Raw genomic sequence first — 25,574 nt, forward strand, 5'->3', positions numbered from 1 at the left:
CGCTTGCGACACTTTGCCGGCAGCGGAGGAGCACGCCATGGGATTCGAGCAGGTCACGATCGCCGCCACCATCGCCGCCACGCCCCGCACCACCTGGCGCGCCTGGACCGCGCCCGCGCATATCACGCGCTGGAACTTCGCCGCGCCCGACTGGCACTGCCCGCACGCCGAGGTCGACCTGCGCCCGGGCGGCAGATACCTCGCCCGGATGGAGGCGAAGGACGGCAGCTTCGGCTTCGATCTCGAGGCGGTCTTCGACATCGTCGAGCCCGAGCGGCGCATCGCCTTCACCATGCCCGACGGGCGCCGCGCCGAGACCACCTTCGAGGCGATCGGCGGCGGCACCCGCGTCAGCACCACCTTCGACGCGGAAACCGAAAATCCCATCGAGATGCAGCGCGCCGGCTGGCAGGCGATCCTGGACAATTTCGCGCGCTACGCCGCCGCGCTGTGACGCCTCAGCCGCGCAGCATCTTGCCCAGCATGTCGGTCTTCCACAGGAACTGATGCGCAAGGGCCAGGCTGACATGCCCCGCGATCAGCAACCACCACAGCCAGCGCAGCACCTGCCCGTGCAGCATCAGCGCCGCCGCGCTGCCGCCGTAAAGGCCGATGAGCCCGCTCAGCGGCATCGCGAAGAACAACGCGTAGAACACCCATTGCCCGAAGCGGGCGAGCCGGCGAAAGACCTTCGGCGCGCCGCAGGGCTCGGGCGGCACCCCGTCGATCAGCCGCAGCAGCAAGCGCAACAGGCCGAGCACCAGCACGGCCGAGCCCACCATGACATGCACGAAAGCGGGCGGAACGACCCCGATGTCTAGCCCCCTGCCGCCCATCCCCTGCGGCAGCAGCAGGTTGAACAGGATCAGCCCGACCATCGCCCAGTGCAACACCCGTTGCGGCAGGGAAAAGGTGGTGGGCAACTCTCGCATCGGTCTTGCTCCGCATCGGCGGTCCGCGGGGAGGCGCCTGACCCTGATGTGATCCCGCGGGTGGGCCGTGGCAAGCGACAGGGACCGGCCGCAGTGTCGCACCCGGACATTCCTTCCGCCCGCGATTTTCCTTGCATCGTCCCTGCGCGGCCCTATCCTGCGCTCCACCTCGGGGTGCCCGGGCCCCAAAGGCCCGGCTGAGATGCGCAAGCGAACCCGTTGAACCTGAACCGGTTAAGACCGGCGGAGGGAAGGTATCCGGGCACTCTCCCGGCCTGACCCCGTCCGTCACGCCATTGGAGAGACCGATGAAGAAACCTCTGATGCTGGCGGCATGTCTGATGGTGGCGAGCCCCGCGCTCGCCGAAGACAAGCCCGTGCTCACCGTCTATGCGCCCGACTATTTCACCTCGGAATGGGGCCCGGGTCCCGCGATCGAGGCGGGCTTCGAGAAAAGCTGCGGCTGCGATCTGCGTTTTGTGGCGGGCGACGTGCTGCCGCGGATCCTGCTCGAGGGCGACAAGACCGCCGCCGATGTGGCGATCGGGCTGAACACCGACGTCATGGCCCGCGCCCGCGCCACCGGCCTCTTCGCCCCGCATGGCGAGGATGTCGGCCGCCTGACCCTGCCGATCGCCTGGACCGATGACATCTTCCTGCCCTTCGACTGGAGCGAAATCGCCTTCGTCTATGACAAGACGAAGCTGAAAAACCCGCCGAAGTCGTTCCAGGAGTTGCTCGACGCGCCGGCCGATGCCTACAAGATCGCGATCGAGGATCCGCGCTCGGCGATCTCGGGGCTCGCCCTCCTGCTCTGGGTCAAGGCGGTCTATGGCGAGAAGGCCGGCGAAGCCTGGGAAAAGCTCGCCCCCAAGGTGCTGACCGTGACCCAGGACTGGTCGACCGCCTATGGCCTCTTCACCGATGGCGAGGTCGACATGGTGCTCAGCTTCACCACCTCACCCGCCTATCACCGCATCGCCGAGAACGACGACACCAAGGTCGCCGCGATCTTCCCCGAGGGGCATTATTTCTACACCGAGGTGGCGGCGCAGCTGAAGACCTCGAAACAGCCCGAACTTGCGCAGAAGTTCATGGACTACCTGCTGTCGGACGCGTTCCAGGGGATGATCGCCACCGCGAACTGGTCCTATCCTTCGATCATCAAGCCGGGCTTCCTGCCCGAGGGCTTCGAGACCCTGCCGCGGCCGGAAAAGACCCTGTTCTTCTCCGAGACCGAGGCCGAGGCGCTGCGCGGCCCGGCGCTTGAGGAATGGCGGGCGGCCTTCGGCAAGTGAGCCCCGCGCGCGCCCTTCCGGCGGCACTGGCGGCGATGCTTGCCGCGGCGCTGGTGCTCGCCCCCCTGGCCGCGGTGATCGGCCGGGCCGGGGGGCTGTCGGCGCTGACGCGCGCCGACGGGGCGGCGCTGTGGTTCACGCTGTGGCAGGCGGCACTGTCGGCGCTGCTGTCGTGCCTGCTCGCGGTGCCGGTCGCGCGCGCGCTCTACCGGCGCCGGTTCCCGGGGCGCGAGGCGCTCATTGCGCTGATGGGCGCGCCCTTCCTGCTGCCCTCGATCGTCGCGATCCTCGGGCTGATCGCGGTCTTCGGCCGGCGCGGCGCGCTGAATGCCGCACTCGGCACGCTCGGCCTGCCCACGCTCAGCGTCTATGGCGCGCATGGGGTGATCCTTGCGCATGTCTTCTTCAACCTGCCGCTCGCCACGCGGATGGTGCTGCACGGCTGGCAGGCGATCCCGTCCGAGCGGCTGCGACTGGCCGCCAGCCTCGGCCTCGGCCCGGCCGAGGTGACGCGCCATCTCGAGCGGCCGATGCTGCGCGCGGTGCTGCCCGGCGCGGCGCTCGCCATCTTCCTCGTCTGCCTGAGCTCCTTCGCCGTGGCGCTGGTGCTGGGCGGCGGACCGCGGGCGACGACGGTCGAGCTGGCGATCTATCAGGCTTTCCGCTTCGACGCCGATCTTGGTCGGGCGGCGGCGCTGGCGCTGGTGCAGGTGGCGCTGGCGCTTGCGGCGCTGGCACTCGCGGCGCGTTTCACCCTGCCCGCGGGCTTCGGCGCCGGGCTCGACCGGCCGGGTGCCCCCCTGCCCGCCCCCGGCCTGCGCCGGATCAAGGACGGCGCAGCGATCACGCTGGCCGCAGCCTTCCTGATCGCCCCTCTCGGCGCGATCGCGCTACGCGGGCTGCCGGCGCTCGCGGACCTGCCGCCCTCGGTCTGGCACGCCGCCGCGACCTCGCTCGCACTCGCCGCGGGCTCGACCCTCGTCACCCTCGCCCTTGCCCTGCCGCTTTCCCTTGCCGCCCCCCGCGCCCGCTGGGCCGAGGCGGCGGCGATGCTGCCGATGGCGGCCTCGCCCCTCGTCCTCGGCACCGGGCTGTTCCTCATCGCGCGCCCCGTCGTCAGCCCCACCGCCCTCGCCCTGCCGGTCACGCTGATCGTCAATGCCGCGATGAGCCTGCCCTTCGCGCTGCGCCTGCTGCTGCCCGAGGTGCGCAGCCTGCAGGCCGATTACGACCGGCTGGCCGCGGCGCTGAACCTGACGGGGCTTGCGCGGCTGCGGCTGCTCACCCTGCCCCGCCTCGCCCGGCCGCTCGGCTTCGCCGCGGGCATCGCCGCCGCCTTCTCGATGGGCGATCTCGGCGTCATCACGCTTTTCTCCGACGGACGCACCCAGACCCTGCCGCTTGCGCTTTACGCGCTGATGGGCAGTTACCGGATGGATCAGGCCGCCGGCGCCGCCTGCCTGCTGATGGGCCTCACCTTCGCGCTCTTCTGGGCGCTCGACCGGATCGGACGCCATGCTGACCCTCGATGATCTTCTGCTGGAACAGGGCGACTTCCGCCTGAGCGCCGACCTGACGGTGACCAGGGGCGCGCGCGTCGCGGTGATGGGGCCGTCGGGCGCGGGCAAGTCGACGCTGCTTGCCGCGATCGCGGGCTTCCTCGCCCCCACCCGCGGCCGCATCCTGTGGGCCGGCGCCGACATCACCCGCCTTGCGCCGGGTGCGCGGCCGCTCTCGATCCTGTTCCAGGACCAGAACCTCTTCCCACATCTGAGCGTCGAACAGAACATCGGCCTCGGCCTCGACCCGAAGCTCCGCCTCGGCCGGGCAGAGCACGCCCGGATCGACGCCGCGCTCGCGCAAGTCGGGCTCGACGGCATGGGGCGGCGCAAGCCCGCCGCACTCTCGGGCGGGCAACAAAGCCGCGTCGCCCTTGCCCGCACGCTGCTGCGCGACCGCCCGCTCCTGCTGCTCGATGAACCCTTCGCGGCGCTTGGGCCCGCGCTCAAGGCCGAGATGCTCGCCCTCGTCGCCGGCATCGCCTCTGCACAGGGCACGACGGTGCTGATGGTCAGCCACGATCCGGCCGATGCCCGCAGCCTCTGCCCCGAAACGATCCTCGTGGCAGAGGGGCGCGCGCCCCAGCCGCAGCCGACCGCGCCGCTGCTCGACCACCCGCCGCCGGCGCTGCGGGCCTATCTGGGCGGCTGATCTTTCCTGGCGGAAAGGCTCTGGGGGCCGGGGGCAAGGCCCCCGGCCGGCCTCAGTAGATCACCACCGAACGGATCGACTCGCCCTTGTGCATCAGATCGAAGGCCTCGTTGATGCGCTCGAGCGGCAGGGTGTGGGTGATCATCGAGTCGATCTCGATCTTACCGTTCATGTACCAGTCGACGATGCCCGGCACATCGGTGCGCCCGCGCGCGCCGCCAAAGGCGGTGCCCTTCCAGACGCGCCCGGTCACCAGCTGGAACGGACGGGTCTGGATCTCGGCGCCCGACGGCGCCACGCCGATCACCACCGACACGCCCCAGCCGCGATGCGTGCATTCGAGCGCATCGCGCATCACCTGCACGTTGCCGGTGCAGTCGAAGCTGTAATCGGCGCCGCCGATCTGGTCGAAGGGGGTCTTCGTCATGTTGACGATATGCTGCACGATGCCGCCCTCGATCTTCTTCGGATTGACGAAATGCGTCATCCCGAAGCGACGGCCCCACTCTTCCTTGTCGTCGTTCAGATCGACGCCGATGATCATGTCGGCGCCGGCCATCTTCAGGCCCTGGATGACGTTGAGCCCGATGCCGCCCAGCCCGAATACCACCGCCTTCGCGCCGATCTCGACCTTCGCGGTGTTCAGCACCGCACCGATGCCGGTGGTGACGCCGCAGCCGACATAGCACACCTTGTCGAAGGGCGCGTCGTCGCGGATCTTGGCGAGCGCGATCTCCGGCACCACGGTGTGGTTCGCAAAGGTCGAGCAGCCCATGTAATGATGGATCGGCGTGCCATCGAGCATCGAGAACCGCGTGGTGCCGTCGGGCAGCAGCCCCTGCCCCTGGGTTGCGCGGATCGCGGTGCACAGGTTCGTCTTGCGGCTGAGGCAGGACGGGCATTCGCGGCATTCGGGCGTGTAGAGCGGAATCACGTGATCGCCCGGCTTCAGCGTCGTCACGCCCTCGCCGACCTCGAGCACCACCCCCGCGCCCTCATGGCCGAGAATCGCCGGGAAGATGCCCTCGGGGTCCGCTCCCGACAAAGTGAATTCGTCGGTGTGGCAGATGCCCGTTGCCTTGATTTCGACCAGAACCTCGCCCTTCTTCGGGCCTTCAAGGTTCACTTCCATGATTTCAAGCGGTTTTCCGGGGGCAACAGCCACTGCGGCACGGGTTCTCATCGACGTTTCCTCGCTGTATAGAGGGGGCAAACTGAGCCAATCTGCCCGTCAACGCAAGCAATGGGTGCGACATGTTGTTTCGAATTTCCGTCATAGCCACCTGTGCGGTGCTCCTCGCCGCCTGCCAGACCACGACCCGGGAGGAGCCGGCCGAGCCGATGCCGGCGCCGCACATGACGCCGACGGTCACCGAGGGCGCGCTCGAGCAGCGCGAGCCCGATACCTGCCACGCCGCCGATTACGTCTCGGCGCTTGGCCAGCCCGGATCGGTGATCCCGACGCTCGGCATCTCGCGTCCGATCAACGTCGTCGAGTGGCGCGGGCTCGAGCCGCAGGAATACAACCCGCAGCGCATCGTGTTCCGTCTCGACCAGACCGGCAAGATCTTCAACATCGATTGCGGCTGAGCCCCGACGCACCATCCTGACGACAAAACCCCGCCCTTTCGGGCGGGGTTTTTGCATCTGTGGCGCGGAAAGCCTCCCAGGGGCACGAACTGGGTGGGGGCTTTCGATCGCATCCCCGGGAGACAGCGTTTTCCGCTGCCCCGATCCTCTGCGGTAATCGCGGCCCGATTGCGGCGAAGAAACGGGTCTTTTGCGGGCCATTTCACGGCGATTTCATGGCGCCGCCCCCGCAGCGCGGGCTTGATTTGCCGCCGCCGCGGTGTCACCCTTTTGTTATGACGGTCCAGTCGCCCACGCCCTTTCCCGCCCAGCCCTCTGCCCCGCAGCAGATCGCCTTCGATCGGCAGGAGCTTGGCGCAATTCTCACCCTTTATGGCCGGATGGTCGCCGCCGGCGAATGGCGCGACTACGGCATGAGCTTCCTGCGCGACGTGGCGATCTTCGCGGTCTTCCGCCGCGCTGCCGAAAATCCGCTCTACCGCATCGAGAAGCGCCCCGCCCTGCGCAACCGGCAAGGCATGTATGCGGTGATCGGCATGGACGGGCAGGTGCTGAAGCGCGGGCAGGATCTGGCGACCGTGCTGCGCGTCCTTGAACGCAAGCTGATCCGCCCGGTCGACTAGGCGCCGGGCCGCTTCAGCCCGAGGAAGGGCCCGTCGCCCGCCGCCTCGATCCGCGCCAGACAGGCGCCGATGCCCTCATGTGCGACGCTCATCGTGTACCCGTTCGCGTGGATCAGCCGCTCGCCGTCGCAGGCCATGGTGACATGCCCCTTCCAGAAGAACAGGTCCCCCCGCCGTGGCACCGTGCCGGCGGGCAGGAAATCACCAAAAGCGCGGCTCTGCTGATCGGAATCGGCCGGGCAGGCGCGCCCACACAGGGCAAGCGCGAGCTGAACGAGGCCCGAACAGTCGATCCCCGCGCGCGAATTGCCGCCCCACAGATAGGGTGTGCCCAGCAGCCGCTCGGCCACCGCGACCGGGTCGGTCTCGGGCGGATCAAGCGGGCGCAGATGCGGACGCGGCACGAAGCCCTCGGCGATGCGCAGGAATGTCGCGTCTTCGTCGAGCACCGCAAGCCGCGCACCAAGGCTGAGCGACATCACCTCGCCGCGCTTGATCGAGGCTTCGCGATAGACATGGGTCGCGGCGGCGCTGACGACATGGGTCGGCCGCGCGGGCGCGCCGAGCGCCACCGCGGGAACCCAGCCGCAATAGCCGTCCGCCGCGGCCTGCACGAAGGCCGCCGCCGCGCGCCGCTCGATCACCGTGACCGCGGCGCCGAAGATCAGCTGCCGGTCGCGCAGCGCGCCGGGCGCGGGGCTCAGATCGACCACCGGCAGGATAACGCGGGCGGGCTCGCCCTCGGTGAAAGCCCCGGCCGCCACCTGCCCGCGCAGGGTTTCAAGTGCGATGCGGCCCGAGAACGGGGTGAGGCGCCGGTCACTCACAGCCCGAGCACCCCGGGCAGCGCGGCAAGGATCGCCCGTGCCCCCTGCCCGACCGCGCCCTTCGGCCGGCCGGGCGCCGCCGCGGGCTGCCAGCCGTAGATGTCGAAATGAGCGAAGCGCCCGGTCTCGGTCACGAATCGGCGCAGGAACAGCGCGGCGGTGATCGAGCCCGCCATGCCGCCCGAGGGTGCATTGTCGAGATCGGCGATGCCGGGCTCGATCAGCGTCTCGTAGGGCTCCCACAGCGGCATCCGCCAGAGCGGGTCGGCGACCGCCCCCGCCGCCCCGGCCAGCGCCGCGGCAAGGGCCTCGTCATCGGTGTAGAAGGGCGGCACTTCGGGGCCAAGCGCCACGCGGGCGGCGCCGGTCAGCGTCGCCATGCAGAGAATCAGGTCCGGGCAGGCCTCGTCGGCCGCGGCCAGCGCATCCGCGAGCACCAGCCGCCCCTCGGCGTCGGTGTTGTTGATCTCGACCGTCAGCCCCTTGCGCGAGGTATAGACGTCCTGCGGCCGGAAGGCGGCGCCCGAGACCGCATTCTCGACCGCCGGAATCAGCACGCGCAGCCGCAGGGGCAGCGCGAGCGCCATGATCATCGCGGCAAGGCCGAGCACGGTGGCCGCGCCCCCCATGTCCTTCTTCATCAGCCCCATCGAGGACCCGGGCTTCAGGTTCAGCCCGCCGGTGTCGAAGCACACGCCCTTGCCGACGAGCGCAAGCTCCGGCCCCTCGCCGCCCCAGCTCAGCTCGATCAGCCGCGGCGCGCGCGGACTGGCCCGACCGACGGCGTGAATGAGCGGATAGCCCTGCGCCAGAAGGTCATCGCCGGCGATCACGCTCACCGTCGCGCCGTGGCGACCGGCCAGCGCCCGCACCGCGGCTTCGAGCTCGTCGGGCCCCATGTCGTTCGGCGGCGTATTGATCAGATCGCGGGTCAGCGCCTCGCCCGCCGCGATCGCCTCGAGCCGCGCGGCATCGACGCCCGCCGGGCAGACAAGCCGCGCGCCGGGCACCTTCGCCGGCGCATAGCGGCCAAAGCGATAGCCCTCGAACAACCAGCCAAGCGCCTCGGTCTCGGCCTCGGGCAGTTCGGTTGCCAGCCGCCAGGCGCCGGCAGGAAGCGCGGCCGCGGCACGGGCCAGCGGGAAGCGGCCACGGCGACGGTTCGCAGCACTGCCCCAGCCGAAAAGCGCCCCGTCAAGCGCGCCCGATGCGCCCGGCAACAGGCATAGCGTGCCCGCCGCGCCGTCGAAGCCCTGCGCCTGCGCAAAGGCGCGCTGCGCCGGGCTCAGTTCGGCGGGCAGATCGGCGCCGCTGTCCACCAGCCACAGCGGCAGGGCCGCGGCATCGGCGGGGGCAAAACGCATCTCAGGGTGGTCAGAAAAGGGCGCGTCGGTCATCTCGGTCTCCGGACAGGCGGAGCGCCGCCGCCCCGCGCGGCAAGGGTAGCGCCCCGACCGGCAGCCGCAACCCCCGGTCCGGTGTCCGGCCACCGACGATCGACCGGGATCAGCCCCGGCGCCCGGCCAGCAACCCCATCGCCGCGAGCGAGCGCTCTCCGATGCGCATCAGCCGCGCCGCAACCGCCTCCCGTGCCGGGCGGTCGTCGCGCATACAGCAGTGCTGCAGATCGCGCGCCACCCGCGCCAGCCCGATCATTCCGACCTGATCCGCCAGCCGCTCGACCTCGACCGCAGTCCAGGCGATCTGCTGCGGTTCTTGCTGCCGGACCGCCAGTTCGATCCGCGCGAACTGCTCGATCAGATCCTGACTTGTGGCGGAGATCAGATGCGCAGCGTCGATCCGGCCAAGCCGCGCCGCCAGTCTGAGCACGCGATCGGGATCGACGCGTACCCCCTCTTCGATCCGGATCCAGGATACCATTGCCAAAGCCATCCTCCTTCCCACGTTGCGCAGCCCTGCGGCGCGCGCCGCCGTCCCCACACCCACATTGGCAGGGATGCCTCAAGAAAACATTGAGACCTTGGCCAAAGAATGGCGGGCACGAAAATTTTCTCGCACTCTGCCCCGGCTCAGCCTATCTAGGGCCTCGCAATCAATGGGGATGACGATGAAGGAACACGTTCGGCCTCTGCCCTCGTATCTGGTCAGCCGCTATCATGGCTGGAAGGCGACCACCTACACGGAAAACCGCGCCTGGTACCGACGCCTCGCCGACGAGGGCCAGCGCCCGCGCGCGATGATCATCGCCTGCTGCGACTCGCGGGTCCATGTGACCTCGATCTTCGGCGCCGACTCGGGCGAGTTCTTCAGCCACCGCAACATCGCGAACCTGGTGCCGCCCTACAACCCGGACGGCGATCACCACGGCACCTCGGCCGCGGTCGAATATGCGGTGACCTCGCTCAAGGTCGCCCACATGATCGTGCTGGGCCATTCGCAATGCGGCGGCGTGCACGGCTGCCACGCGATGTGCACCGGCCATGCGCCCGAACTGGAGGAAAAGACCTCCTTCGTCGGCGCCTGGCTGAACCTGCTGCGCCCCGCCTATGAAGAGGTGAAGGAGCTGCCCGAGGAGACGCAGATCGAGGCGCTCGAGAAGCAGGGGGTGATCACCAGCCTCGAGAACCTGATGACCTTCCCCTTCGTCAAGGCGGCGATCGAGTCGGGCAACATGACGCTGCACGGGCTGTGGCACGAGATCGGCTCGGGCGGGCTCGAGCAGTACAACCCCGAGACCGGGGCCTTCGAACAGATCTGACACCGCCGCCCGCGAGGGCCGGCACCGGGACGGAACGGGAAGGGGCGGCCGCGGGGCTGCCCCTTTTCATGTCATTGCAGGACCTGATCGGCCGGCCAGCGGATCGTGGTTTCCAGCTTCACCGCCTGGGTCTTGCCGGCGGCAAGGTCGAACTCCCAGGCGAGCAGCCCGCGCTTGTCGGTCCAGTCGGTCGCCGTCGGAGCCGGTGTGGCGGTCCAGTCGATCTTCAGGTCCTCCTGCTCGGAATAGGGCACCTGATCGATCAGCCGCACCGGCCAGTCGCGCCCGGTCAGGTTCTCGACCGAGATCTGCGCCACCTCGCGCCGCTCGTTCGATTTGCTGATGAGACCACGGTCGCCCTCGTTTGCCTCAGGGACAAGGCGCTTCAGCCGCAGCCCGTCGATCGCCCCGAAGCCAAAGCGGAACGGCGCGCCGGCCGCCACCGCGGGCATCTCGGCGGTGCCCACGACCGCGCCGTCGACGAAGAGCGTCGCCGGGCCCGGCAGCAGCGCCTCGACCCCGGTGTTGGTGCCTTCGGCCACGCGATAGGCGGTGTCGTCGCGTGCCGGCACCGCCTCGGCCAGCACCTTCGCCGGGCGTTCGAGCGTATCGAGGCCAAGGCGCAGGTTCTCGACCCCGTCGCGGATGTCGACGGGCGTCGCATAGCGATAGGTCACCGTCTCCCCCTGCATCTCGAGCGTCATCGGCATCGGCGCGGCCTCGGCCACCGGCATCGCGAAGCTGTCGGCCTCGCGCATCGCGGACTTGGCCATCACCCCCACCGGCTGGTCGGGCCCGATGCGCAAAAGCTGCGGCCAGAGCTCGGACGGATCGGTGCGGTCCGAGGGGCGCGCGGTCGACAGCGTCAGATCGACCCCGGTCCAATCCTCGCCCGTCGCCTGCCGGACCGAGACGAAACGGTCGATGGCGAGCGTGCCCGCCGTGCCGTCAAGCCGCAGGTCATAGCTCGGCGTCCAGCCGGCACCCTGCACGAAGGTGGTGATCGTCAGCGTGCCCGCCCCCGTGGCGGTGACCAGCAGGGAATCGCTGCCCTTCTCGGGGTGCTCGAGCGCCGCAAGCGCCTTCTGCGCCGCCTCGAGTGCGTCACGGTCCGGTTGCAGCGCCACATCGGCGCGGCGCACCTCGGCCTCGGCGGCAATCGCCTCGCCGCTTGCCGCCAGCACGCCCTCGGCCACGGTCTGGGCGAGCTTGGCGATATCGGCGGGCGCGGTGTTCGCGGTGTCGAGCCCCTTGAGGAACTCGGCCTTCGCCCGCGCCGCCTCGGCCTTGGCGCGGATCTGGGCGACGCCGTCCTGCTTTGCCGCCAGCGCCTCGGTCAGCGCGGCGACCTTCTCGCGCGCCGCGGCGAGGGCGGGCGAGACGACCTCCGCCGCCGCGGGCTGACGCTCGTCGATCAGCGTGACGGCGCCGATCGCAAGCCCCGTTCCGGTGACGCGCAGCCCGGCCGGATCGGTGCCGTCGGGCAGGTTCGGCACCAGGATCTCGCCGCCCGCGGGCACGGCGACGGTGCGGGTGACCTGTGCGCCTTGCGGGAACAGGGTGACGGCGGTGACGGTGGCGGGCAGCTCGACCGGGGCCGCGAACAGCGCCGCAGGGGCGGTGGATGCAAGAAGCGCGATGAAAAGGGAACGCATGGAAACTCCTCCGACTTTCCCGCGCAGGGTCGCCGGGGGGCGGCGCAAAAGCAAGAGGGCGCCGGTTCACGGCGCCCTCACGTTCAGGTCAGAAGTTCAGAAGAGACGTGGCCCGGCCCTGCGCTTGCGCTCCGGGCGTTCGCCAAAGGCACCCGGCCCTGCGCTTGCGCTCCGGGCGTTCGCCAAAGGCACCCGGCCCTGCGCTTGCGCTCCGGGCGTTCGCGCCTGAAAACGCTCCCCCGGAGCGTTTTCCCGCGGCCCAAAGGGCCGCGGCGGCTCTCACCCCTTCTTCAAACAACGATTGCCGAGTGTTTCGGCGATCTGCACCGCGTTCAGCGCCGCGCCCTTGCGCAGGTTGTCCGACACGCACCACAGGTTGATGCCGTTGTCGATCGTGCTGTCCTGGCGGATGCGCGAGATGAAGGTGGCATAGTCGCCCACGCATTCCTTCGGCGTGATGTAGCCGCCGTTCTCGCGCTTGTCGATCACCATGACACCGGGCGCCTCGCGCAGGATGTCGCGCGCCTCGTCCTCGTCGAGGAACTCCTCGAACTCGATGTTCACCGCTTCCGAGTGGCCGACGAAGACCGGCACGCGCACGCAGGTCGCGGTCAGCTTGATCTTCGGATCGACGATCTTCTTCGTCTCCGCGACCATCTTCCACTCTTCCTTGGTGGAGCCGTCTTCCATGAAGACGTCGATGTGCGGGATCACGTTGAAGGCGATCTCCTTGGTGAACTTCTTCGGCGGGACTTCCGAGGTCGGGTTGTAGACCGCCTTGGTCTGCTCCCACAGCTCGTCCATGCCTTCCTTGCCCGCGCCCGAGACCGACTGATAGGTCGCGACGACGACGCGCTTGATCTTGGCGCGGTCATGCAGCGGCTTCAGCGCCACGACAAGCTGCGCGGTCGAGCAGTTCGGGTTCGCGATGATGTTCTTGTTCTTGTAGCCTTCGACCGCTTCCGGGTTCACTTCCGGAACCACCAGCGGGATCGCCGGGTCGTAGCGGTAGAGCGACGAGTTGTCGATCACGACGCAGCCCTGCGAGGCGGCGATCGGCGCATATTTCTTCGTCGGCTCCGAGCCGATGGCAAAGAGCGCGATGTCGTAGCCCGTGAAGTCGAAGCCTTCGATGTCTTTGGTCTTCAGGGTTTTGTCGCCGTAGCTGACCTCAGTGCCAAGGCTCCGGCGCGAAGCCAGAGCGACAACCTCATCAGCAGGAAACTCGCGCTCGGCGAGAATGTTCAGCATTTCGCGGCCCACATTGCCCGTGGCGCCCGCGACGACGACTTTATAGCCCATCTTGGGACCTCCATGCTCAAAGCAGGCAGGCCATATCGGAAAAGCGATGGCTTGGGAAGCGATTTGCGCTCAAATCACACGGCTGATGCGCGAATCCCGCGCCATCAGATCTGCGACAAATTGCGCCTCGGCGGAAAAGTCATGCGGCACCTGCTCGGCCGTGCGCCGGCCGGACAGCGAGAGCGAGGCGAAGAAGTCGAAGCCGAAGAGGGAGAGGCGCGACAGGTCCGAGCGCGCGAAAAGCTCGATCAGCATCGCCCCGGTCGTCGGTTGCGCGCCAAGCCGCGCCTTCAGCCCGGCGTAATCGGCGAGAGGATGCAGGTAGAACCCCGGGCTCGTCGCCGTTTCCCAGTCGAGCCGCTTGCGCTTGTGGCTCATCCACAGATAGCGGCCGGGGTGCAGCCGGGCGCGGTCGGCGGCCGGCAGCGCGGTCGCGAGCGCCAGCCAGTCGGTGCGGGTGCCGTGGCTTTGCGCTGCGGGCATCGGCGCGCGGTTGATCCGCACCACGAGGTCATGGCCGTCGATCGCCGCGCCGTGCCGCGTCCCGGCGAGCGAGCGCGCATTGCCGACGAGCGCGACCGAGCGGCCGGCCAGATCGGCCAGCAGCGCCGCCTGCGGCACCGACAGCGCGGCAAGCGGCGCCTCGCGGCGCAGGGTGCGGGCGAGCAGGAAGCCGAGCCGGGTCATGCCAGCAGGTCGCGATAGAGGGCGACCAGCGCCGCGGCCTCGGCCTCGATGCGGAAATGCGCCTCGACATGGGCGCGGGCAGCCTCCGACGCCGCAGCACGGCGGGCGGCATCGTCGAGGAAGGGCGCACAGGCGGCGGCGAGTGCCGGAATGTCGCCCGGATCGACCAGCGCGCCGGTTTCCGGCGTCACGATCTCCTCGAAGGCACCGACGCGGGTCGCCACCACCGGCACGCCGCAGGCCATCGCCTCGAGCGGGGTCAGGCCGAAGCCCTCCCACCGCTGCGGCGCGACGTAAAGGTCAAGCACGCGATACCAGTCGGCGATCCTGTCGACGGTGACCTCGGGGGGGAAGAGGATGCGGTTCTCCAGCCCCGCCTCCCTCACCTTCGCCTTCAACCCGTCGAGGAAGGCCCCCTGCCCCTCGGTCGCACGCCCCATCACAAGGGCGGTGACGCCGGGCCGGGTCGGCAGCAGCGACAGCATCGCGTCCACAAAGGCATCGGTGCCCTTCTGCGCACGGATCCGGCCATAGCAGCCGACCAGCACCCCCTCGGGCAGGCCGAGCCGGGCGCGCAGCGCAGCGCGGCTGCGCGGCGGGGCGAAGCCCTGGGTGTCGATGCCGTGCAAGATCACATGCGCCGGACGCTCGAGATAGGCCGCGGTGCGCGACGAGGTGGCGACGACGTCGTCCATCTGCCCGATCAGCCATTTCGTATAGCCGGTGTGGCGGCGCTGACTGGCCGAGGTGAAGAGGAGTTTCAGCTCCATCCCGAACAGCCGCTTCAGCGCCAGGCCCAGCAGCATCTCGGTGTTGCGCCGCGCGTGCCAGACCCGGCGCCGGCGCGGCAGCAGCGGCAGGCGCCAGACGGGCACATGCGGCAGCGCGGCCGGCAGGCCGGGGCCGGTGGTGACGATGCCGATCATCCGCGCCTGCACCGGCACCAGCCGCGCGATGGTGGCGGTGACCCCCGACAGGCGGCGTTTCAGGTTCGGTGCGATGACCTCGATCGGGTCGGGAAGGGGCGTCTTCATGCGGTCTTTCTAGTCCAGTGCCACGGGCTTGTCTGCCGCGAAGAGGTAGAAGGCAAGCGAGAGCACCAGCGGCACGAGGAAGAACAGGAACAGCATGCCATAGGCGAAGGTCACATCGCCCCCGGCCGAGGCAGCCCGGAACAGCGGCGCGGTGCCGAATTGCGCGACCGCGATGCCGCCGATCGACATCAGGTTCAGCACCGTCATGCCGCGGCCGACCAGATGCGCCGGGAAGAAGGCGCGACCATGCGCCATCAGCACCGGGTAGGAGCTGCCGAAGAAGCCCACCGCAGCGAGCGCCACCGCGCCGCCGACCAGCGACATCCCGGGCATCGCGACCAGCACCGCGAGCGCCAGGCACAGGCACAGGTTGCCCACCAGCACCACGCGCTTGTGGCTGCCAAGGATGCGGTCGGCCGGCCCGTAGACGAAATTGCCCAGCACCATGGCAAGGCTCATCGCCAGCGTGACATGGCCGATGGTCAGCGCATCGGCGCCATGCACCTCGCCCGCCCAGGGCCCCGCCCACAGGCCGCGGATGCCGGCCGAGGCGGCGTTGTTGGTGAAGGCAAGCGGCAGGATCAGCAGGAAGCCCGGGTTGCGCAGCACATCGAGGAGCGAGCCGCGGCGCGCCCCGTGCCCCTCGGCCCGCGCCGGGTCGCGCGCAAAGACCGCAAGCCCCGCCGCCACGACCAGCGTCGCCGCCATCAGCCCCCACATCACCGCGCGCCAGCCCCAGGCCTCGACCGCCGCCGCCATCGGCGCCGCGCCGAGAATGTTGCCAAGGCTGCCGCCGCCCAGCAGCGCCGCGGCGAGGATCGAGAACAGCGCCGGACGGAAGGCATGGGCGACGACGTAATAGCCGGCCATCAGCACCGGCGAACAGCCGAACCCCAGAAGCGCCATCGCCAGATGGATCTGCACCGCCCCCTGCGCCGTGGCGAAGAGCGCCGCGCCCCCGGCCCCGCCAAGGCCCAGCAGCAGCGCCGTCGTCATCCGCGGCCCGAAGCGGTCGAGCGCGGTGCCCACCGGGATCTGCATCGCCGCGAAGGCGGCAAACCAGAAGCCGAGCGCCAGCGCCAGCTCTTCGGCGCTGATCCCGAGATCGGCGCCCAGCACCGGCGTCAGCACCGCCAGGAACACCCGGTAGAACTGGCTCAGCACATAGGCGGCCAGCAGAAAGACGATGGTCATGCGCATGGTTTCCTCCCCCAAGCCCGGCGAGGCTGACCGATGCGGCAGCGCGGCGCAAGGGGGCGGCTTGCCTGAGCGGACCGAACGCGACAGGATGGACACAGGAGGAGCCCATGGACCTGACACGCGCCACGCTGCGGCTTTACTACGGCAAGCTGGTCTTCGGGCCGGGCAAGGCCGACCTGCTTCAGGCAATCGCCGAGGAGGGCTCGATCTCGGCCGCCGGGCGGCGGATGGGGATGAGCTACAAGCGCGCCTGGAGCCTGGTCGAGGAGATGAACGACGCCTTTGCCGAGCCGCTGGTGCTGAGTGCGCGGGGCGGGGCGCATGGCGGCGGGGCACAACTGACCTCAACGGGCCAGGCCGTGCTTGCCGACTATCGCGCGCTTATGGCGCGGCTGCTTGCGGACGGTGCGGACGAGATCGCGGCGATCGGCGCACGGCTGCGCGACGGCGCGGCAGAGGAGCAGGAAAGGGATATTCCCGATGGGAAATAACGCTTGCCGCCAGCCGGAAGCGGCGGTTATGGTCGCGCAAACATAACGTGACCCGGAGGTCCCCATGCGTCTCGCATCCCTCGCCCTCGGCCTGCTGCTGGCCGGCGCGACCCCTGTCCTTGCTGCCGATCCGGTGATCTTCGCCGCCGCCTCGATGAAGACCGCGCTCGACGAGATCGCCACCGAGTTCGCCGCCGAGACCGGCACCAAGCCGGTGATCTCCTATGCCGGGAGTTCCGCGCTGGCGAAGCAGATCGACGCCGGTGCGCCGGCCGACATGTTCATCTCGGCCTCGGTCGCCTGGATGGACGATGTCGAGAAGGCCGGCATGGTGCTGCCCGACAGCCGCAAGGATCTGCTCGGCAACACGCTGGTGCTGATCTCGGACAGCGAGGCGCCGGTCGATCTGCCCAAGCTGCCCGAGGTGCTTGGCGATCACAAGCTGGCCATGGCGCTGGTGGATTCCGTGCCGGCGGGCCAGTATGGCAAGGCCGCGCTGACCTTCATGGGGCTGTGGGACAAGGTCGAGCCGCAGGTGGCGCAGGCCGACAACGTGCGCGCGGCGCTTGCCCTCGTGGCGACCGGCGAGGCGCCCTATGGCATCGTCTACAAGACCGATGCCGCGGCCGAGCCGAAGGTGCATGTCGTCGCGACCTTCCCCGAAGGCAGCCACAAGCCGATCACCTACCCCGCCGCGCTGATCAAGGACGGCCCCGCGCCCGCCGAGGCGAAGGCCTTCCTCGACTACCTCGGCACGCCCAAGGCGGCCGCGATCTTCGAGGCCCAGGGCTTCGAGGTGAAATGAGCTGGTGAGCTTTCTCAGCCCGGAAGAATGGACGGCGGTTCTGCTGTCGCTCAAGGTCGCCACGGTCGCCGTGGCGGCCTCGCTGCCCTTCGGCATCGGCGTGGCGCTGCTGCTCGCGCGCAGCCGGCTGCCGGGGATGTGGCTGCTCAATGCGCTGGTGCATCTGCCGCTGATCCTGCCGCCGGTGGTGACGGGCTATGCGCTGCTGCTGAGCTTTGGCCGCAAGGGGCCAATCGGCGGCTTTCTCCATGACGTCTTCGGCCTTGTCTTCGCCTTCCGCTGGACCGGCGCGGCGCTTGCGGCCGCGGTGATGGGCTTTCCGCTGATGGTGCGGGCGATCCGGCTGGCGATCGAGGCGGTCGATCCGAAGCTCGAGCAGGCCGCCGCGACGCTCGGCGCCTCGCGGATCGCGGTCTTCGCCACCGTCACCTTGCCGCTGATCCTGCCCGGGGTGCTGGCCGGCGCGATCCTCGCCTTTGCCAAGGCCATGGGCGAGTTCGGCGCCACCATCACCTTCGTGTCGAACATCCCGGGCCAGACCCAGACCCTGCCCTCGGCGATCTACTCGTTCCTGCAGATCCCGGGCGGCGAGTTGCAGGCGGCGCGACTGGCCGGGGTGTCGGTCGTGGTGGCGCTTGGCGCGGTGCTGATCTCGGAAGGGGTGGCGCGGCGCGTGGCGAAGCGGATCGGGGGGGCATGATGCTGGAAGTGTCGCTCACCCACGATTTCGGCAGTTTCGCCGTGGATGTCGCCTTCACCGCGCCTGCGGGCGTCACCGCACTTTTCGGGGCCTCCGGCGCGGGCAAGACCACGGTCATCAATGCCGTCGCGGGCCTCTTCCGCCCGACGCAGGGCCGGGTCGTGGCGCAGGGCGAGGTGCTGCTCGACACCGGGCGTGGGGTGAACCTGCCCGCGCGCCGGCGCCGGGTCGGCTATGTCTTTCAGGAACCGCGGCTGTTCCCGCATCTTTCGGTGCGCTCGAACCTGCTCTACGGCGCCCGCTTCGCCCCGAAGGCTGCCCCGGGGCCGGGCTTTGACCAGGTGATCGAGATGCTCGGCATCGGCGCGCTGCTCGAGCGCCGCCCCGGCGCGCTGTCGGGGGGCGAGAAGGCCCGTGTCTCGATCGGGCGGGCACTACTGTCGAAACCGCGGCTCTTGCTGATGGACGAGCCCCTCGCCGCGCTTGACGCCGCGCGGCGCGAGGAGATCCTGCCCTTCATCGAGCGGCTGCGCGATGCGGGGCTCCCCGTCCTCTATGTCAGCCACTCGATCGGCGAGGTGGCGCGGCTCGCCTCGACCGTGGTGCTGCTCGATGCCGGCCGGGTGCTGGCCGCCGGGCCGGCGGCCGAGGTGCTGTCGGACCCCGCACTGGCCGCCCGTCTTGGCGGGGCCGAGGCCGGCACGGTGCTCGCCGCCACCGTGGGCGAGACCGCGCCCGACGGGCTCGTGCGGCTCGACACGGCCGCCGGGCCGGTCTGGGTGGCCGAGCCCCCGGGCGCGCCCGGCACCCGGCTGCGGCTGCGGCTCCATGCCTCGGATGTGATCCTCGCACGCGCGCGCCCCGAGGGGCTGTCGGCGCTGAACATCCTGCCCGGCATCGTCGAGCGGATCGAGCCCGAACCCGGCGGCCGCGCTTTCGTGCGGCTGCGGATGGGACGCGAGGCGGTGCTTGCCCGGCTGACGCAACGCTCGGTCACCGCGCTTGGCCTTGCGCCGGGCGTTGCCTGCCACGCGGTCCTGAAGACGGTGGCGGTCAGCCGCGACGATCTGGGGGCGGGCTGACACGAAACGGGGCGCGGAGGGTCTCCCCCGCGCCCCGTCCCGTTCATCCGGTCACGGCGATCAGGCGTTCAGCGGCTTTGCCTCGACCGTCTCGACGCGTTTCGCCTCGACGGTCGCCGGGCCCGCGATCTCGATCCGGCGCGGCTTCAGCGCCTCGGGCACCTCGCGGACAAGGTCGATGTGCAACATGCCATCGGCATGGGACGCGCCGGTGACCTTCATGTGGTCAGCGAGCGCAAAGCGGCGCTCGAAGGCGCGGGTGGCGATGCCGCGATGCAGGAAGGTGGTCTCGCCCGCCTCTTCGGTCTTGCGACCGGCGACGATCAGCGCGCCCTCGCGCAGCTCGACGCTCAGCTCGTCCGAGCCGAAGCCCGCGACGGCGACGGAGATGCGATAGGCGTTCTCGTCGGTCTTCTCGATGTTATAGGGCGGGTAGGTCGGCTGCGCCACATCGGCGGCAAGCACCCGATCCATCATGTCGGCGACGCGGTCAAAGCCGACGGTAGCACGGTAAAGCGGCGAAAAATCAAAGGTACGCATGGTGTCATCCTCACGTGAGCGATGTCGTTGCGCCCGCCCCGACGGGGCCGGGCATGGGATTTGCCGGGGCCCGTCATGGCACCCCGGTGACGGGAATCTGGGAAGGGAGCAGGCGCGTTTCAAGGGCCGCGCGCGGGGCGCGCTGGTAAAATCCGCCCCCTCAGGGGCGGATGAATTTCGCCCCGCTGCTGCGGGTTTCCCGCGTCTCGGGCAGGGTCTCGCGGCGCGCCATCGCCTCTTCGAGATCGGTCACCCCGTCGACCAGCGCGCCAAGCGAAACCGGTTCCTTGCGCAGCTCGGCCTTCGCCGAGACGATCGAGACGATGCGCGGCTCGCCCTCGCGCATCGCGAAGACCGGCGCCCCCGAGGAACCGAAATCGGCGGCGCAGTTCATCAGCACCACCCCCGCCTCGCGCTTGAGCACCTCGCAGATCGACTGCAGCGCCGGTGCCTCGGCCCGGTCATGGGCATAGGAGACAACACCGACCTGATCCCCCTCGCCCGGCCCGCGATCGAGCGCGAAGGGCTGCACCTGCGGCAACCGGATCGGCGCATCAAGCTGCACGAGGGCAAGGTCCCAGGCGACACGGTCGAAGCGGTCGGGGCCCTGATACAGGTAGGAGGGATGCGCCATCGCCCGCCGCGCAGACCGATAGGCGACGGCCCGGCCATTGCGCCAGCCAGCGCGGAACTCGATCTGCCCGGCCGGGACCATCTGCCCGGAGCGGGGATCGTAAAGGCAATGCGCCGCGGTCAGCACCAAGTCGGGGGCGATCAGCGTGCCGGTGCAGAAGCTGCCACGACCGAGGTCGAGCCGGCCGACGGCCTCCCAGCCCCGGCCCTCCGCCCCGGTCGCCAGAAGCTTGAGCCCGCTCTCGAACGCCGCGGCCGGCCCGGCAAGCAGGGCGAGGGCGGCAAGGGCTCTGGCAAGGCGGCGCATCGGAGATCCGTGAAAGGGCTGGCTATAATGTCCGCTTCTAGAGATTTCCTGCGGCGACATTAAGGCGTTTTCGCGAGCGCCCGCGGGCAGGGCCCGCCGGTCGCCCAGTCAAGCAGTTCGACCGTATGCACCACCGGCAGCCCGGTGCCCGAACCGATCTGCAGCATGCAGCCGATATTGCCCGCCGCGATCACCTGCGGCGCCGTCGCCTCGAGCGTGGCGACCTTGCGCCGCTTCAGCTCGGCCGAGATCTCGGGCTGCAGCAGGTTGTAGGTGCCGGCCGAGCCGCAGCACAGATGGCTGTCGAGCGGCTCGACCACCTCGAAGCCCGCCGCCCGCAACAGATCCTTCGGCGCGGTCTTCACCTGCTGGCCGTGCTGCAAAGAACAAGCCGCGTGATAGGCGACGCGCAGCCCCTTCGGCGCGCCCTGGGGCAGGCCGGCACGGGCGAGAAACTCGGTCACGTCGCAGGCCAGCGCCGCGACCTGCCCGGCCTCTGCCGCCAGCGGCTCATCCCGGAACATGTGGCCGTAATCCTTCACCGTCGTGCCGCAACCCGAGGTGTTGAGGACGATCGCATCGAGCGGCCCTGCGGCGCCATAGGCGCGGATGTTCGCCGCCGCCTGCGCATGGGCCTCGCCAGCGCGCCCCATGTGATGGCTGAGCGCCCCACAGCAGCCCAGCCCGCGCGGCACCACCACCTCGCAACCGATCCGGCGCAGCAGGCGGATGGTCGCGTCATTGATGTCGGGATCGAGCGCGCGCTGCGCACAGCCGATCTGCAACGCCACGCGAAACCGCCGCGCGCCCTCCGCGGCAAAGACCTGCGGGCGGTCGTTCGGGCTGGGCCGCGGCAGGCGCGCGGGCGCCATCTCCAGCATCGCGCGCAGCCGCGCATCAGGCAGGTGGCGGGCGAACGGCCGGGCCAGCCGCGCCGCCTGCAACGCCAGCCGGAACCGCCCCGGATAGGGCACCAGCTTCGCCAGCACGAAGCGCAGCGCGCGCTCGTGCCAGGGCCGGCGGAAGGTGCGCTCGACATGGGCGCGGGCGTGGTCGACCAGATGCATGTAATGCACGCCCGAAGGGCAGGTCGTCATGCAGGCAAGGCAGCCAAGACAGCGGTCGATGTGGCGCGCGGTCTTCGCATCCGCCGGCCGGCCACTCTCCAGCATGTCCTTGATCAGGTAGATCCGGCCGCGCGGGCTGTCGAGCTCGTCGCCCAGCACCTGATAGGTCGGGCAGGTGGCGGTGCAGAAGCCGCAATGCACGCAGGCGCGCAGGATCTCGTTCGCGCGTGCGATACCCGGGTCGGCCAGCTGCTCGGGGGTGAAGGAGGTCTGCATCAACCGGCCCTTTCCGGATCGAGAATGCCGCGCGGATCAAAGCGCGCCTGCAGCGCGCGGCTCAGCGCGGCGACGGCAGGGGCCTCGGGCTCGGCGCGGGGCGCGCGACCGCGCAGGCAGGTGGCATGGCCGGTGTAGGGCGCGGCCTGCGCCCGGGCGTCCGTGCCCTCGGGCAGCAGCGCCCAGATCAGCCCGCCGCCCCAGTCGAGTACCACCTCACCGTCCAGCCGCGCCGCGATCGCCGCCGCCTCGGAGGGCTTCACCGAGAACCGCCAGATGTCGCCCGCGCGGCCATGGAACGGCCGCACCTCGGCCAGATCGCGCCAGATCGCGACCGAGCCCTCGCGCTCGATCCGCGCCCCCCAGGGCGCAAGCAACGCCGCCAGCCGCCCGGCGCGATACCCGACCGAGCCCTCGAGCCCCTCGAGGCGCAAAACCGCCCCCTGCCCCGGCAACCAGCCCGCCCCCGACACGTCGAAGGGCGATGCCAGCGCCGCGGCCAGCACCCGCCCTGCCTCGGAAAGCGGCACCTCGGCCCGCACCGTCGCCTGCGCGGGCGCCGCCGGCAGCAGCTTGAAGGCCACCTCGCTCAGCACCCCAAGCCGGCCACGACTGCCCGCCAGCAGCTTCACCAGATCATAGCCGGTGACGTTCTTCATCACCCGCCCGCCGGCCTGCACCGCAATGCCCGCGCCATCGACGAAGCGCAGCCCGATCAGGCTGTCGCGGCAGGCCCCCGCCTGCACCCGCCTGGGCCCCGAGACATTCGCGGCGGCAACCCCGCCAATCGTGCTCTCCCCCGCAAGCCCCAGAAGCGCGCCCCAGCGCGGCGGCTCGAAGGGCAGGCGCTGCCCCTCGGCGGCCACGACCGCCTCGATCTCGGAAAGCGGCGTGCCCGCTCCGGCGATCAGCGTCAGCGCACCCGGCTCGTAAAGCCGGACGCCCGAGATCGCGACCTCGAGCCGCTCCCCGGCCCCAACCTCGCCCCGCGTGCCGCCGCCCACCACGCGCAAGGGCGCGCGCGCGCCCCGCACCGCCTCGACCAGCTCCGCCTCGCTTTCGACCCGCATCGCCCCTGCTTTCATCTTGGCCCAAATACCTCGGGGTCCGGGGCAGCGCCCCGGGACGCCCCGCCCGCGCGCCGCCCGGCACTTGCAGCAAGCGGAAACACCTTGGCCGGGTTCAACAGCCAGGGCGGGTCGAAGACATCCTTCACCCGCATCTGCGCCTCGAGATCGGCGGCGGTGAACTGCACCCCCATCAGGTCGCGCTTCTCGATGCCCACGCCATGCTCGCCGGTCAGACAGCCCCCCGCCGCGACGCAGAGCTTCAGGATCTCCGCACCCAGGGCCTCGGCCCGCTCCTGCTGCCCCGGGGTGTTGGCATCGTAAAGGATCAGCGGGTGCATGTTGCCATCGCCCGCGTGGAACACATTCGCCACCTCGAGCCCGAAGTCGCGGCCAAGCGCCGCGATGCCGCGCAGCACCTCGGGCAGCGCGCTGACCGGAATCGTGCCGTCAAGGCAGATGTAATCGCCCTTCTGCCCCATCGCGCCGAAGGCCGACTTGCGGCCGAGCCAGATCCGTCGCGCCTCCTCTGCGTCGCGCGCCTCGCGGAACTCGACCGGATCGTGGCGCAGGGCGATCTCGCGGATCAGGCCCAGCTGCTCGGCGATCTCGCCCGGGCTGCCCTCGCATTCGACGATCAGCAGCGCCTCGCAGTCGGGATACCCCGCGGCGCAGAAGGCCTCGGTCGCCTCGATGCAGGGCCGGTCCATGAACTCGATCGCGACGGGCAGGATGCCGGCGCGGATGATGTCGGCGACACAGGCCCCGGCGATCTCGTTCGCGGCAAAGCCGATCAGCACCGGCCGCGCGCCCTCGGGTTTCGGCAGGATGCGCAGCACCGCCTCGGTCACCACACCGAGCTGCCCTTCCGAGCCACACACGACGCCCAGCAGATCGAGCCCCGGGGCATCGCAGAAGGGTCCGCCCAGCTCGACCACCTCGCCCGCGCCGGTGACGAAGGTGACGCCCAGCAGGTTGTTCGTCGTCACCCCGTATTTCAGGCAATGCGCCCCACCGGAGTTCATCGCGATATTGCCGGCGATGGCGCAGGCAAGCTGGCTCGAGGGATCGGGCGCATAGAACCACCCCTCGCCCTCGATCGCCGCGGTGACCGACAGGTTCGTGCGCCCGGCCTCGACCCGGATGAAGCGGTTCTCGAAATCGACCTCGAGCACCCGGGTCATCCGCGCGAGCCCCAGCACCACCGAATCGGCGGTGGGCATGGCGCCGCCGGCAAGCGAGGTGCCGGCGCCGCGTGGCACCACCGGCACCCCCTCCTCCGTGCAGATCCGCAGCACCGCCGCGACCTCGGCCGTGGTGCGCGGCAGCACGACCGCGAGCGGCGCACAGCGCCAGGCCGAGAGCGCATCGCATTCATAGGCGCGCGTCTCGGCCGGGTCGTCGATCACCGAATCGGAAGGCAGCACCGCGCGCAGCCGCGCCACGATCTCTTGCTTGCGCGCGAGCACTCGCGCGGCTGGCACCGGCATATCCATGCGATCTCCTCCACTGGTAAAAAAATATAACCAGTTCACGCATGAATCAAGCCAGAGCTTGCAGCCCCCCCCAGAATGCAAGACCCCGCCGGCTGCGACGCAGCGGCGGGGTCCTGAAACGAAAACCGGCCCCGCGAGGGGGCCGGCAGAATTCTGGTGGGCGATAACGGATTTGAACCGCTGACATCTTCGATGTGAACGAAGCGCTCTACCGCTGAGCTAATCGCCCGGTGGAGTGGCTTCTAGCGTCACTCCTCGGCCTCTGCAAGAGGGGCCTCGTCGGTTTTTTCGCCCTTCTTGCCACCGGCCTCGATCCGCTTCAGCTTAATCTGCAGCAGATCACCGTCCTTGCCGGCGTGCTTGGTCACGCGCAGTTTGCCAAGCGGCGGGATGGCCAGGCTTTCGCCATTGGCCAGCGCCTCGCCCAGAACCTGCAGAACCGCATCGGTGATCTCGCGCACCTTGCCCTTCTTCACCCCGGCGGCAAGTGCGACGCGCTCGACAAAATCCTTCTTGCGGAGCACGAGGCTCGCTCCGCCCTCTTCCGCCGGCGTCGGACCGGTCTCGGTCCCCGCCGCGTCGTCGGGCATATCGTCTTCGGCAAACTCTTGCATCATGGAACTGGTCATCTGCGCCTCTCGCAACTGATTCGAGGTCAGAGTATGGTGCAGAAACACGCCGATCCAGCACCCAAACGCGGACGATCGCGGAATCTTTCGCGCTCGCGGCATGAATTCTTGACCGAAGGACAAGATGCCCGCACGCTTCGGGGACGACCCCACCTAACCACTAAGGAGTTCCGATGCGCAAACTGTTGCTGACTGCCACCGCCCTGTCCTTCGCTGCTCCCGCGGCGTTTGCCGGGGGTTACGAAAAGCCCATCATCGAGACCGAACCCGTGGTCGTGGCCGCGCCCTCGACCAGCAATCCCGCGCTGGTCGTGCCCGCGGTGCTGCTGCTCGCGCTTGCCGTCGCAGCCGGCGGCTCGTCGAGCAGCTCGACCAGCGGCGCCGGGAGCTGATCCACCCGATC

At 69.9% G+C, this 25,574-nt stretch carries 28 protein-coding genes, 1 tRNA gene and 1 riboswitch; of the genes, 12 read left to right on the top strand and 17 right to left on the bottom strand.

The window, feature by feature from the left end:
- The first annotated feature begins 37 nt into the window (after positions 1 to 37).
- Positions 38 to 454: an SRPBCC family protein gene (locus tag EOW65_RS14095; protein WP_128150487.1), complete on the top strand. Its 417-nt coding sequence runs from the start codon at positions 38 to 40 to the stop codon at positions 452 to 454.
- 4 nt (positions 455 to 458) lie between these two features.
- On the opposite strand, the gene EOW65_RS14100 is transcribed toward EOW65_RS14095, so the two are convergent.
- Complete coding sequence (locus EOW65_RS14100; RefSeq protein ID WP_128150490.1) at positions 459 to 932, bottom strand: cytochrome b; 474 nt, start codon at positions 930 to 932, stop codon at positions 459 to 461.
- Between the two features lie 160 nt (positions 933 to 1,092).
- A riboswitch (TPP riboswitch) is annotated at positions 1,093 to 1,201 on the top strand.
- Positions 1,202 to 1,240: 39 nt separating this feature from the next.
- Between EOW65_RS14100 and EOW65_RS14105 the strand changes: the two genes are divergently transcribed.
- From EOW65_RS14105 to EOW65_RS14115, 3 genes are read left to right on the top strand one after another with little or no spacing between them, the layout of a single operon-like run.
- Positions 1,241 to 2,230, top strand: coding sequence for a thiamine ABC transporter substrate-binding protein (locus EOW65_RS14105; RefSeq protein ID WP_128150492.1), 990 nt, complete (start codon positions 1,241 to 1,243; stop codon positions 2,228 to 2,230).
- Positions 2,206 to 3,762: an ABC transporter permease family protein gene (locus EOW65_RS14110; RefSeq protein ID WP_128150494.1), complete on the top strand. Its 1,557-nt coding sequence runs from the start codon at positions 2,206 to 2,208 to the stop codon at positions 3,760 to 3,762. The genes EOW65_RS14105 and EOW65_RS14110 overlap by 25 nt, the downstream gene beginning before the upstream one ends.
- Positions 3,746 to 4,441, top strand: a complete 696-nt coding sequence (locus EOW65_RS14115; RefSeq protein ID WP_128150496.1) for a thiamine ABC transporter ATP-binding protein — start codon at positions 3,746 to 3,748, stop codon at positions 4,439 to 4,441. The genes EOW65_RS14110 and EOW65_RS14115 overlap by 17 nt, the downstream gene beginning before the upstream one ends.
- Before the next feature lie 52 nt (positions 4,442 to 4,493).
- Here EOW65_RS14115 and EOW65_RS14120 read toward each other — a convergent pair whose 3' ends face one another.
- Positions 4,494 to 5,624, bottom strand: coding sequence for an S-(hydroxymethyl)glutathione dehydrogenase/class III alcohol dehydrogenase (locus tag EOW65_RS14120; protein WP_128150498.1), 1,131 nt, complete (start codon positions 5,622 to 5,624; stop codon positions 4,494 to 4,496).
- Between the two features lie 71 nt (positions 5,625 to 5,695).
- On the opposite strand from EOW65_RS14120, the gene EOW65_RS14125 reads away from it, so the two are divergent.
- Both EOW65_RS14125 and EOW65_RS14130 read left to right on the top strand, forming a co-directional pair.
- Positions 5,696 to 6,031, top strand: a complete 336-nt coding sequence (locus EOW65_RS14125; RefSeq protein ID WP_113899711.1) for a hypothetical protein — start codon at positions 5,696 to 5,698, stop codon at positions 6,029 to 6,031.
- 275 nt (positions 6,032 to 6,306) lie between these two features.
- Positions 6,307 to 6,654, top strand: a complete 348-nt coding sequence (locus EOW65_RS14130) for a DUF2794 domain-containing protein (RefSeq protein WP_113899826.1) — start codon at positions 6,307 to 6,309, stop codon at positions 6,652 to 6,654.
- Here EOW65_RS14130 and EOW65_RS14135 read toward each other — a convergent pair.
- From EOW65_RS14135 to EOW65_RS14145, 3 genes are all read right to left on the bottom strand, one after another.
- On the bottom strand, positions 6,651 to 7,481 hold the full coding sequence (locus EOW65_RS14135) for a C40 family peptidase (protein WP_128150500.1): 831 nt from the start codon (positions 7,479 to 7,481) through the stop codon (positions 6,651 to 6,653). The two genes, EOW65_RS14130 and EOW65_RS14135, sit on opposite strands and share 4 nt — an antisense overlap.
- Positions 7,478 to 8,878, bottom strand: a complete 1,401-nt coding sequence (locus tag EOW65_RS14140) for a leucyl aminopeptidase family protein (protein WP_240664695.1) — start codon at positions 8,876 to 8,878, stop codon at positions 7,478 to 7,480. Before EOW65_RS14140 ends, EOW65_RS14135 begins: the two co-directional genes overlap by 4 nt.
- A gap of 109 nt (positions 8,879 to 8,987) precedes the next feature.
- Positions 8,988 to 9,362 carry a hypothetical protein gene (locus EOW65_RS14145; protein ID WP_128150502.1) on the bottom strand — a complete coding sequence of 125 codons (375 nt, stop codon included), beginning with the start codon at positions 9,360 to 9,362 and terminating at the stop codon, positions 8,988 to 8,990.
- A 187-nt stretch (positions 9,363 to 9,549) separates the two neighbouring features.
- Here EOW65_RS14145 and EOW65_RS14150 point away from each other — a divergent pair, with 187 nt between their 5' ends.
- Entirely contained in the window at positions 9,550 to 10,200 is a 651-nt protein-coding gene (locus EOW65_RS14150; RefSeq protein ID WP_128150504.1) for a carbonic anhydrase, read from the top strand.
- Between the two features lie 71 nt (positions 10,201 to 10,271).
- Here EOW65_RS14150 and EOW65_RS14155 read toward each other — a convergent pair whose 3' ends face one another.
- From EOW65_RS14155 to EOW65_RS14175, 5 genes are all read right to left on the bottom strand, one after another.
- Positions 10,272 to 11,855, bottom strand: a complete 1,584-nt coding sequence (locus EOW65_RS14155; protein ID WP_128150506.1) for a DUF4139 domain-containing protein — start codon at positions 11,853 to 11,855, stop codon at positions 10,272 to 10,274.
- 279 nt (positions 11,856 to 12,134) lie between these two features.
- Positions 12,135 to 13,157, bottom strand: coding sequence for an aspartate-semialdehyde dehydrogenase (locus EOW65_RS14160; RefSeq protein ID WP_128150508.1), 1,023 nt, complete (start codon positions 13,155 to 13,157; stop codon positions 12,135 to 12,137).
- 69 nt (positions 13,158 to 13,226) lie between these two features.
- On the bottom strand, positions 13,227 to 13,844 hold the full coding sequence (locus EOW65_RS14165) for a glycosyltransferase family 29 protein (RefSeq protein ID WP_128150510.1): 618 nt from the start codon (positions 13,842 to 13,844) through the stop codon (positions 13,227 to 13,229).
- Entirely contained in the window at positions 13,841 to 14,878 is a 1,038-nt protein-coding gene (locus EOW65_RS14170) for a glycosyltransferase family 4 protein (protein WP_128150512.1), read from the bottom strand. Before EOW65_RS14170 ends, EOW65_RS14165 begins: the two co-directional genes overlap by 4 nt.
- A 9-nt stretch (positions 14,879 to 14,887) precedes the next feature.
- Positions 14,888 to 16,078: an MFS transporter gene (locus tag EOW65_RS14175; RefSeq protein WP_128150513.1), complete on the bottom strand. Its 1,191-nt coding sequence runs from the start codon at positions 16,076 to 16,078 to the stop codon at positions 14,888 to 14,890.
- Between the two features lie 107 nt (positions 16,079 to 16,185).
- Between EOW65_RS14175 and EOW65_RS14180 the strand changes: the two genes are divergently transcribed.
- The 4 genes from EOW65_RS14180 (at position 16,186) to modC (ending at position 19,156) form a co-directional block, all read left to right on the top strand.
- Positions 16,186 to 16,569 carry a winged helix-turn-helix domain-containing protein gene (locus tag EOW65_RS14180; RefSeq protein WP_128150515.1) on the top strand — a complete coding sequence of 128 codons (384 nt, stop codon included), beginning with the start codon at positions 16,186 to 16,188 and terminating at the stop codon, positions 16,567 to 16,569.
- Positions 16,570 to 16,633: 64 nt separating this feature from the next.
- Positions 16,634 to 17,374 (top strand): molybdate ABC transporter substrate-binding protein, encoded by a 741-nt coding sequence (modA, locus tag EOW65_RS14185; RefSeq protein WP_128150517.1) that lies wholly within the window; start codon positions 16,634 to 16,636, stop codon positions 17,372 to 17,374.
- A 4-nt stretch (positions 17,375 to 17,378) separates the two neighbouring features.
- Positions 17,379 to 18,074, top strand: a complete 696-nt coding sequence (gene modB / locus EOW65_RS14190) for a molybdate ABC transporter permease subunit (protein ID WP_206364073.1) — start codon at positions 17,379 to 17,381, stop codon at positions 18,072 to 18,074.
- Entirely contained in the window at positions 18,071 to 19,156 is a 1,086-nt protein-coding gene (gene modC / locus EOW65_RS14195; protein ID WP_128150521.1) for a molybdenum ABC transporter ATP-binding protein, read from the top strand. Before modB ends, modC begins: the two co-directional genes overlap by 4 nt.
- A 60-nt stretch (positions 19,157 to 19,216) precedes the next feature.
- Here modC and EOW65_RS14200 read toward each other — a convergent pair whose 3' ends face one another.
- The 7 genes from EOW65_RS14200 to EOW65_RS14230 form a co-directional block, all read right to left on the bottom strand.
- The gene (locus tag EOW65_RS14200) at positions 19,217 to 19,696 is read right to left on the bottom strand and encodes an Hsp20 family protein (RefSeq protein WP_128150523.1); all 480 of its coding nucleotides are present in this window, start codon (positions 19,694 to 19,696) and stop codon (positions 19,217 to 19,219) included.
- A gap of 160 nt (positions 19,697 to 19,856) precedes the next feature.
- Positions 19,857 to 20,636 carry a trypsin-like serine peptidase gene (locus tag EOW65_RS14205; RefSeq protein ID WP_128150525.1) on the bottom strand — a complete coding sequence of 260 codons (780 nt, stop codon included), beginning with the start codon at positions 20,634 to 20,636 and terminating at the stop codon, positions 19,857 to 19,859.
- Between the two features lie 59 nt (positions 20,637 to 20,695).
- Positions 20,696 to 21,979, bottom strand: a complete 1,284-nt coding sequence (gene glcF / locus EOW65_RS14210; RefSeq protein ID WP_128150526.1) for a glycolate oxidase subunit GlcF — start codon at positions 21,977 to 21,979, stop codon at positions 20,696 to 20,698.
- Complete coding sequence (locus tag EOW65_RS14215) at positions 21,979 to 23,049, bottom strand: FAD-binding protein (protein WP_128150527.1); 1,071 nt, start codon at positions 23,047 to 23,049, stop codon at positions 21,979 to 21,981. Before EOW65_RS14215 ends, glcF begins: the two co-directional genes overlap by 1 nt.
- 11 nt (positions 23,050 to 23,060) lie before the next feature.
- Positions 23,061 to 24,542, bottom strand: a complete 1,482-nt coding sequence (locus EOW65_RS14220) for an FAD-linked oxidase C-terminal domain-containing protein (RefSeq protein ID WP_128150528.1) — start codon at positions 24,540 to 24,542, stop codon at positions 23,061 to 23,063.
- Between the two features lie 154 nt (positions 24,543 to 24,696).
- Positions 24,697 to 24,771 (bottom strand) — tRNA-Val (locus tag EOW65_RS14225).
- A gap of 19 nt (positions 24,772 to 24,790) precedes the next feature.
- Entirely contained in the window at positions 24,791 to 25,219 is a 429-nt protein-coding gene (locus tag EOW65_RS14230; RefSeq protein WP_164880108.1) for an HU family DNA-binding protein, read from the bottom strand.
- A gap of 125 nt (positions 25,220 to 25,344) precedes the next feature.
- Between EOW65_RS14230 and EOW65_RS14235 the strand changes: the two genes are divergently transcribed.
- Complete coding sequence (locus EOW65_RS14235) at positions 25,345 to 25,563, top strand: hypothetical protein (RefSeq protein WP_128150530.1); 219 nt, start codon at positions 25,345 to 25,347, stop codon at positions 25,561 to 25,563.
- Positions 25,564 to 25,574 lie beyond the last annotated feature (11 nt).

The organism is Paenirhodobacter ferrireducens, from assembly GCF_004022265.1.
GTDB lineage: Bacteria > Pseudomonadota > Alphaproteobacteria > Rhodobacterales > Rhodobacteraceae > Rhodobacter > Rhodobacter ferrireducens.

Coding starts and splice junctions, on each gene's coding strand:
- EOW65_RS14100 (WP_128150490.1), bottom strand. CDS start 932: ATGCGAGAGTTGCCCACCACCTTTTCCCTGCCGCAACGGGTGTTGCAC.
- EOW65_RS14215 (WP_128150527.1), bottom strand. CDS start 23,049: ATGCGGGTCGAAAGCGAGGCGGAGCTGGTCGAGGCGGTGCGGGGCGCG.
- EOW65_RS14145 (WP_128150502.1), bottom strand. CDS start 9,362: ATGGTATCCTGGATCCGGATCGAAGAGGGGGTACGCGTCGATCCCGAT.
- EOW65_RS14235 (WP_128150530.1), top strand. CDS start 25,345: ATGCGCAAACTGTTGCTGACTGCCACCGCCCTGTCCTTCGCTGCTCCC.
- EOW65_RS14220 (WP_128150528.1), bottom strand. CDS start 24,542: ATGGATATGCCGGTGCCAGCCGCGCGAGTGCTCGCGCGCAAGCAAGAG.
- EOW65_RS14165 (WP_128150510.1), bottom strand. CDS start 13,844: ATGACCCGGCTCGGCTTCCTGCTCGCCCGCACCCTGCGCCGCGAGGCG.
- EOW65_RS14115 (WP_128150496.1), top strand. CDS start 3,746: ATGCTGACCCTCGATGATCTTCTGCTGGAACAGGGCGACTTCCGCCTG.
- glcF (WP_128150526.1), bottom strand. CDS start 21,979: ATGCAGACCTCCTTCACCCCCGAGCAGCTGGCCGACCCGGGTATCGCA.
- EOW65_RS14200 (WP_128150523.1), bottom strand. CDS start 19,696: ATGCGTACCTTTGATTTTTCGCCGCTTTACCGTGCTACCGTCGGCTTT.
- EOW65_RS14150 (WP_128150504.1), top strand. CDS start 9,550: ATGAAGGAACACGTTCGGCCTCTGCCCTCGTATCTGGTCAGCCGCTAT.
- EOW65_RS14110 (WP_128150494.1), top strand. CDS start 2,206: ATGGCGGGCGGCCTTCGGCAAGTGAGCCCCGCGCGCGCCCTTCCGGCG.
- EOW65_RS14160 (WP_128150508.1), bottom strand. CDS start 13,157: ATGGGCTATAAAGTCGTCGTCGCGGGCGCCACGGGCAATGTGGGCCGC.
- EOW65_RS14120 (WP_128150498.1), bottom strand. CDS start 5,624: ATGAGAACCCGTGCCGCAGTGGCTGTTGCCCCCGGAAAACCGCTTGAA.
- EOW65_RS14175 (WP_128150513.1), bottom strand. CDS start 16,078: ATGCGCATGACCATCGTCTTTCTGCTGGCCGCCTATGTGCTGAGCCAG.
- EOW65_RS14140 (WP_240664695.1), bottom strand. CDS start 8,878: ATGACCGACGCGCCCTTTTCTGACCACCCTGAGATGCGTTTTGCCCCC.
- modA (WP_128150517.1), top strand. CDS start 16,634: ATGCGTCTCGCATCCCTCGCCCTCGGCCTGCTGCTGGCCGGCGCGACC.
- EOW65_RS14125 (WP_113899711.1), top strand. CDS start 5,696: ATGTTGTTTCGAATTTCCGTCATAGCCACCTGTGCGGTGCTCCTCGCC.
- EOW65_RS14130 (WP_113899826.1), top strand. CDS start 6,307: ATGACGGTCCAGTCGCCCACGCCCTTTCCCGCCCAGCCCTCTGCCCCG.
- EOW65_RS14095 (WP_128150487.1), top strand. CDS start 38: ATGGGATTCGAGCAGGTCACGATCGCCGCCACCATCGCCGCCACGCCC.
- EOW65_RS14170 (WP_128150512.1), bottom strand. CDS start 14,878: ATGAAGACGCCCCTTCCCGACCCGATCGAGGTCATCGCACCGAACCTG.
- EOW65_RS14180 (WP_128150515.1), top strand. CDS start 16,186: ATGGACCTGACACGCGCCACGCTGCGGCTTTACTACGGCAAGCTGGTC.
- EOW65_RS14205 (WP_128150525.1), bottom strand. CDS start 20,636: ATGCGCCGCCTTGCCAGAGCCCTTGCCGCCCTCGCCCTGCTTGCCGGG.
- EOW65_RS14105 (WP_128150492.1), top strand. CDS start 1,241: ATGAAGAAACCTCTGATGCTGGCGGCATGTCTGATGGTGGCGAGCCCC.
- modC (WP_128150521.1), top strand. CDS start 18,071: ATGATGCTGGAAGTGTCGCTCACCCACGATTTCGGCAGTTTCGCCGTG.
- EOW65_RS14155 (WP_128150506.1), bottom strand. CDS start 11,855: ATGCGTTCCCTTTTCATCGCGCTTCTTGCATCCACCGCCCCTGCGGCG.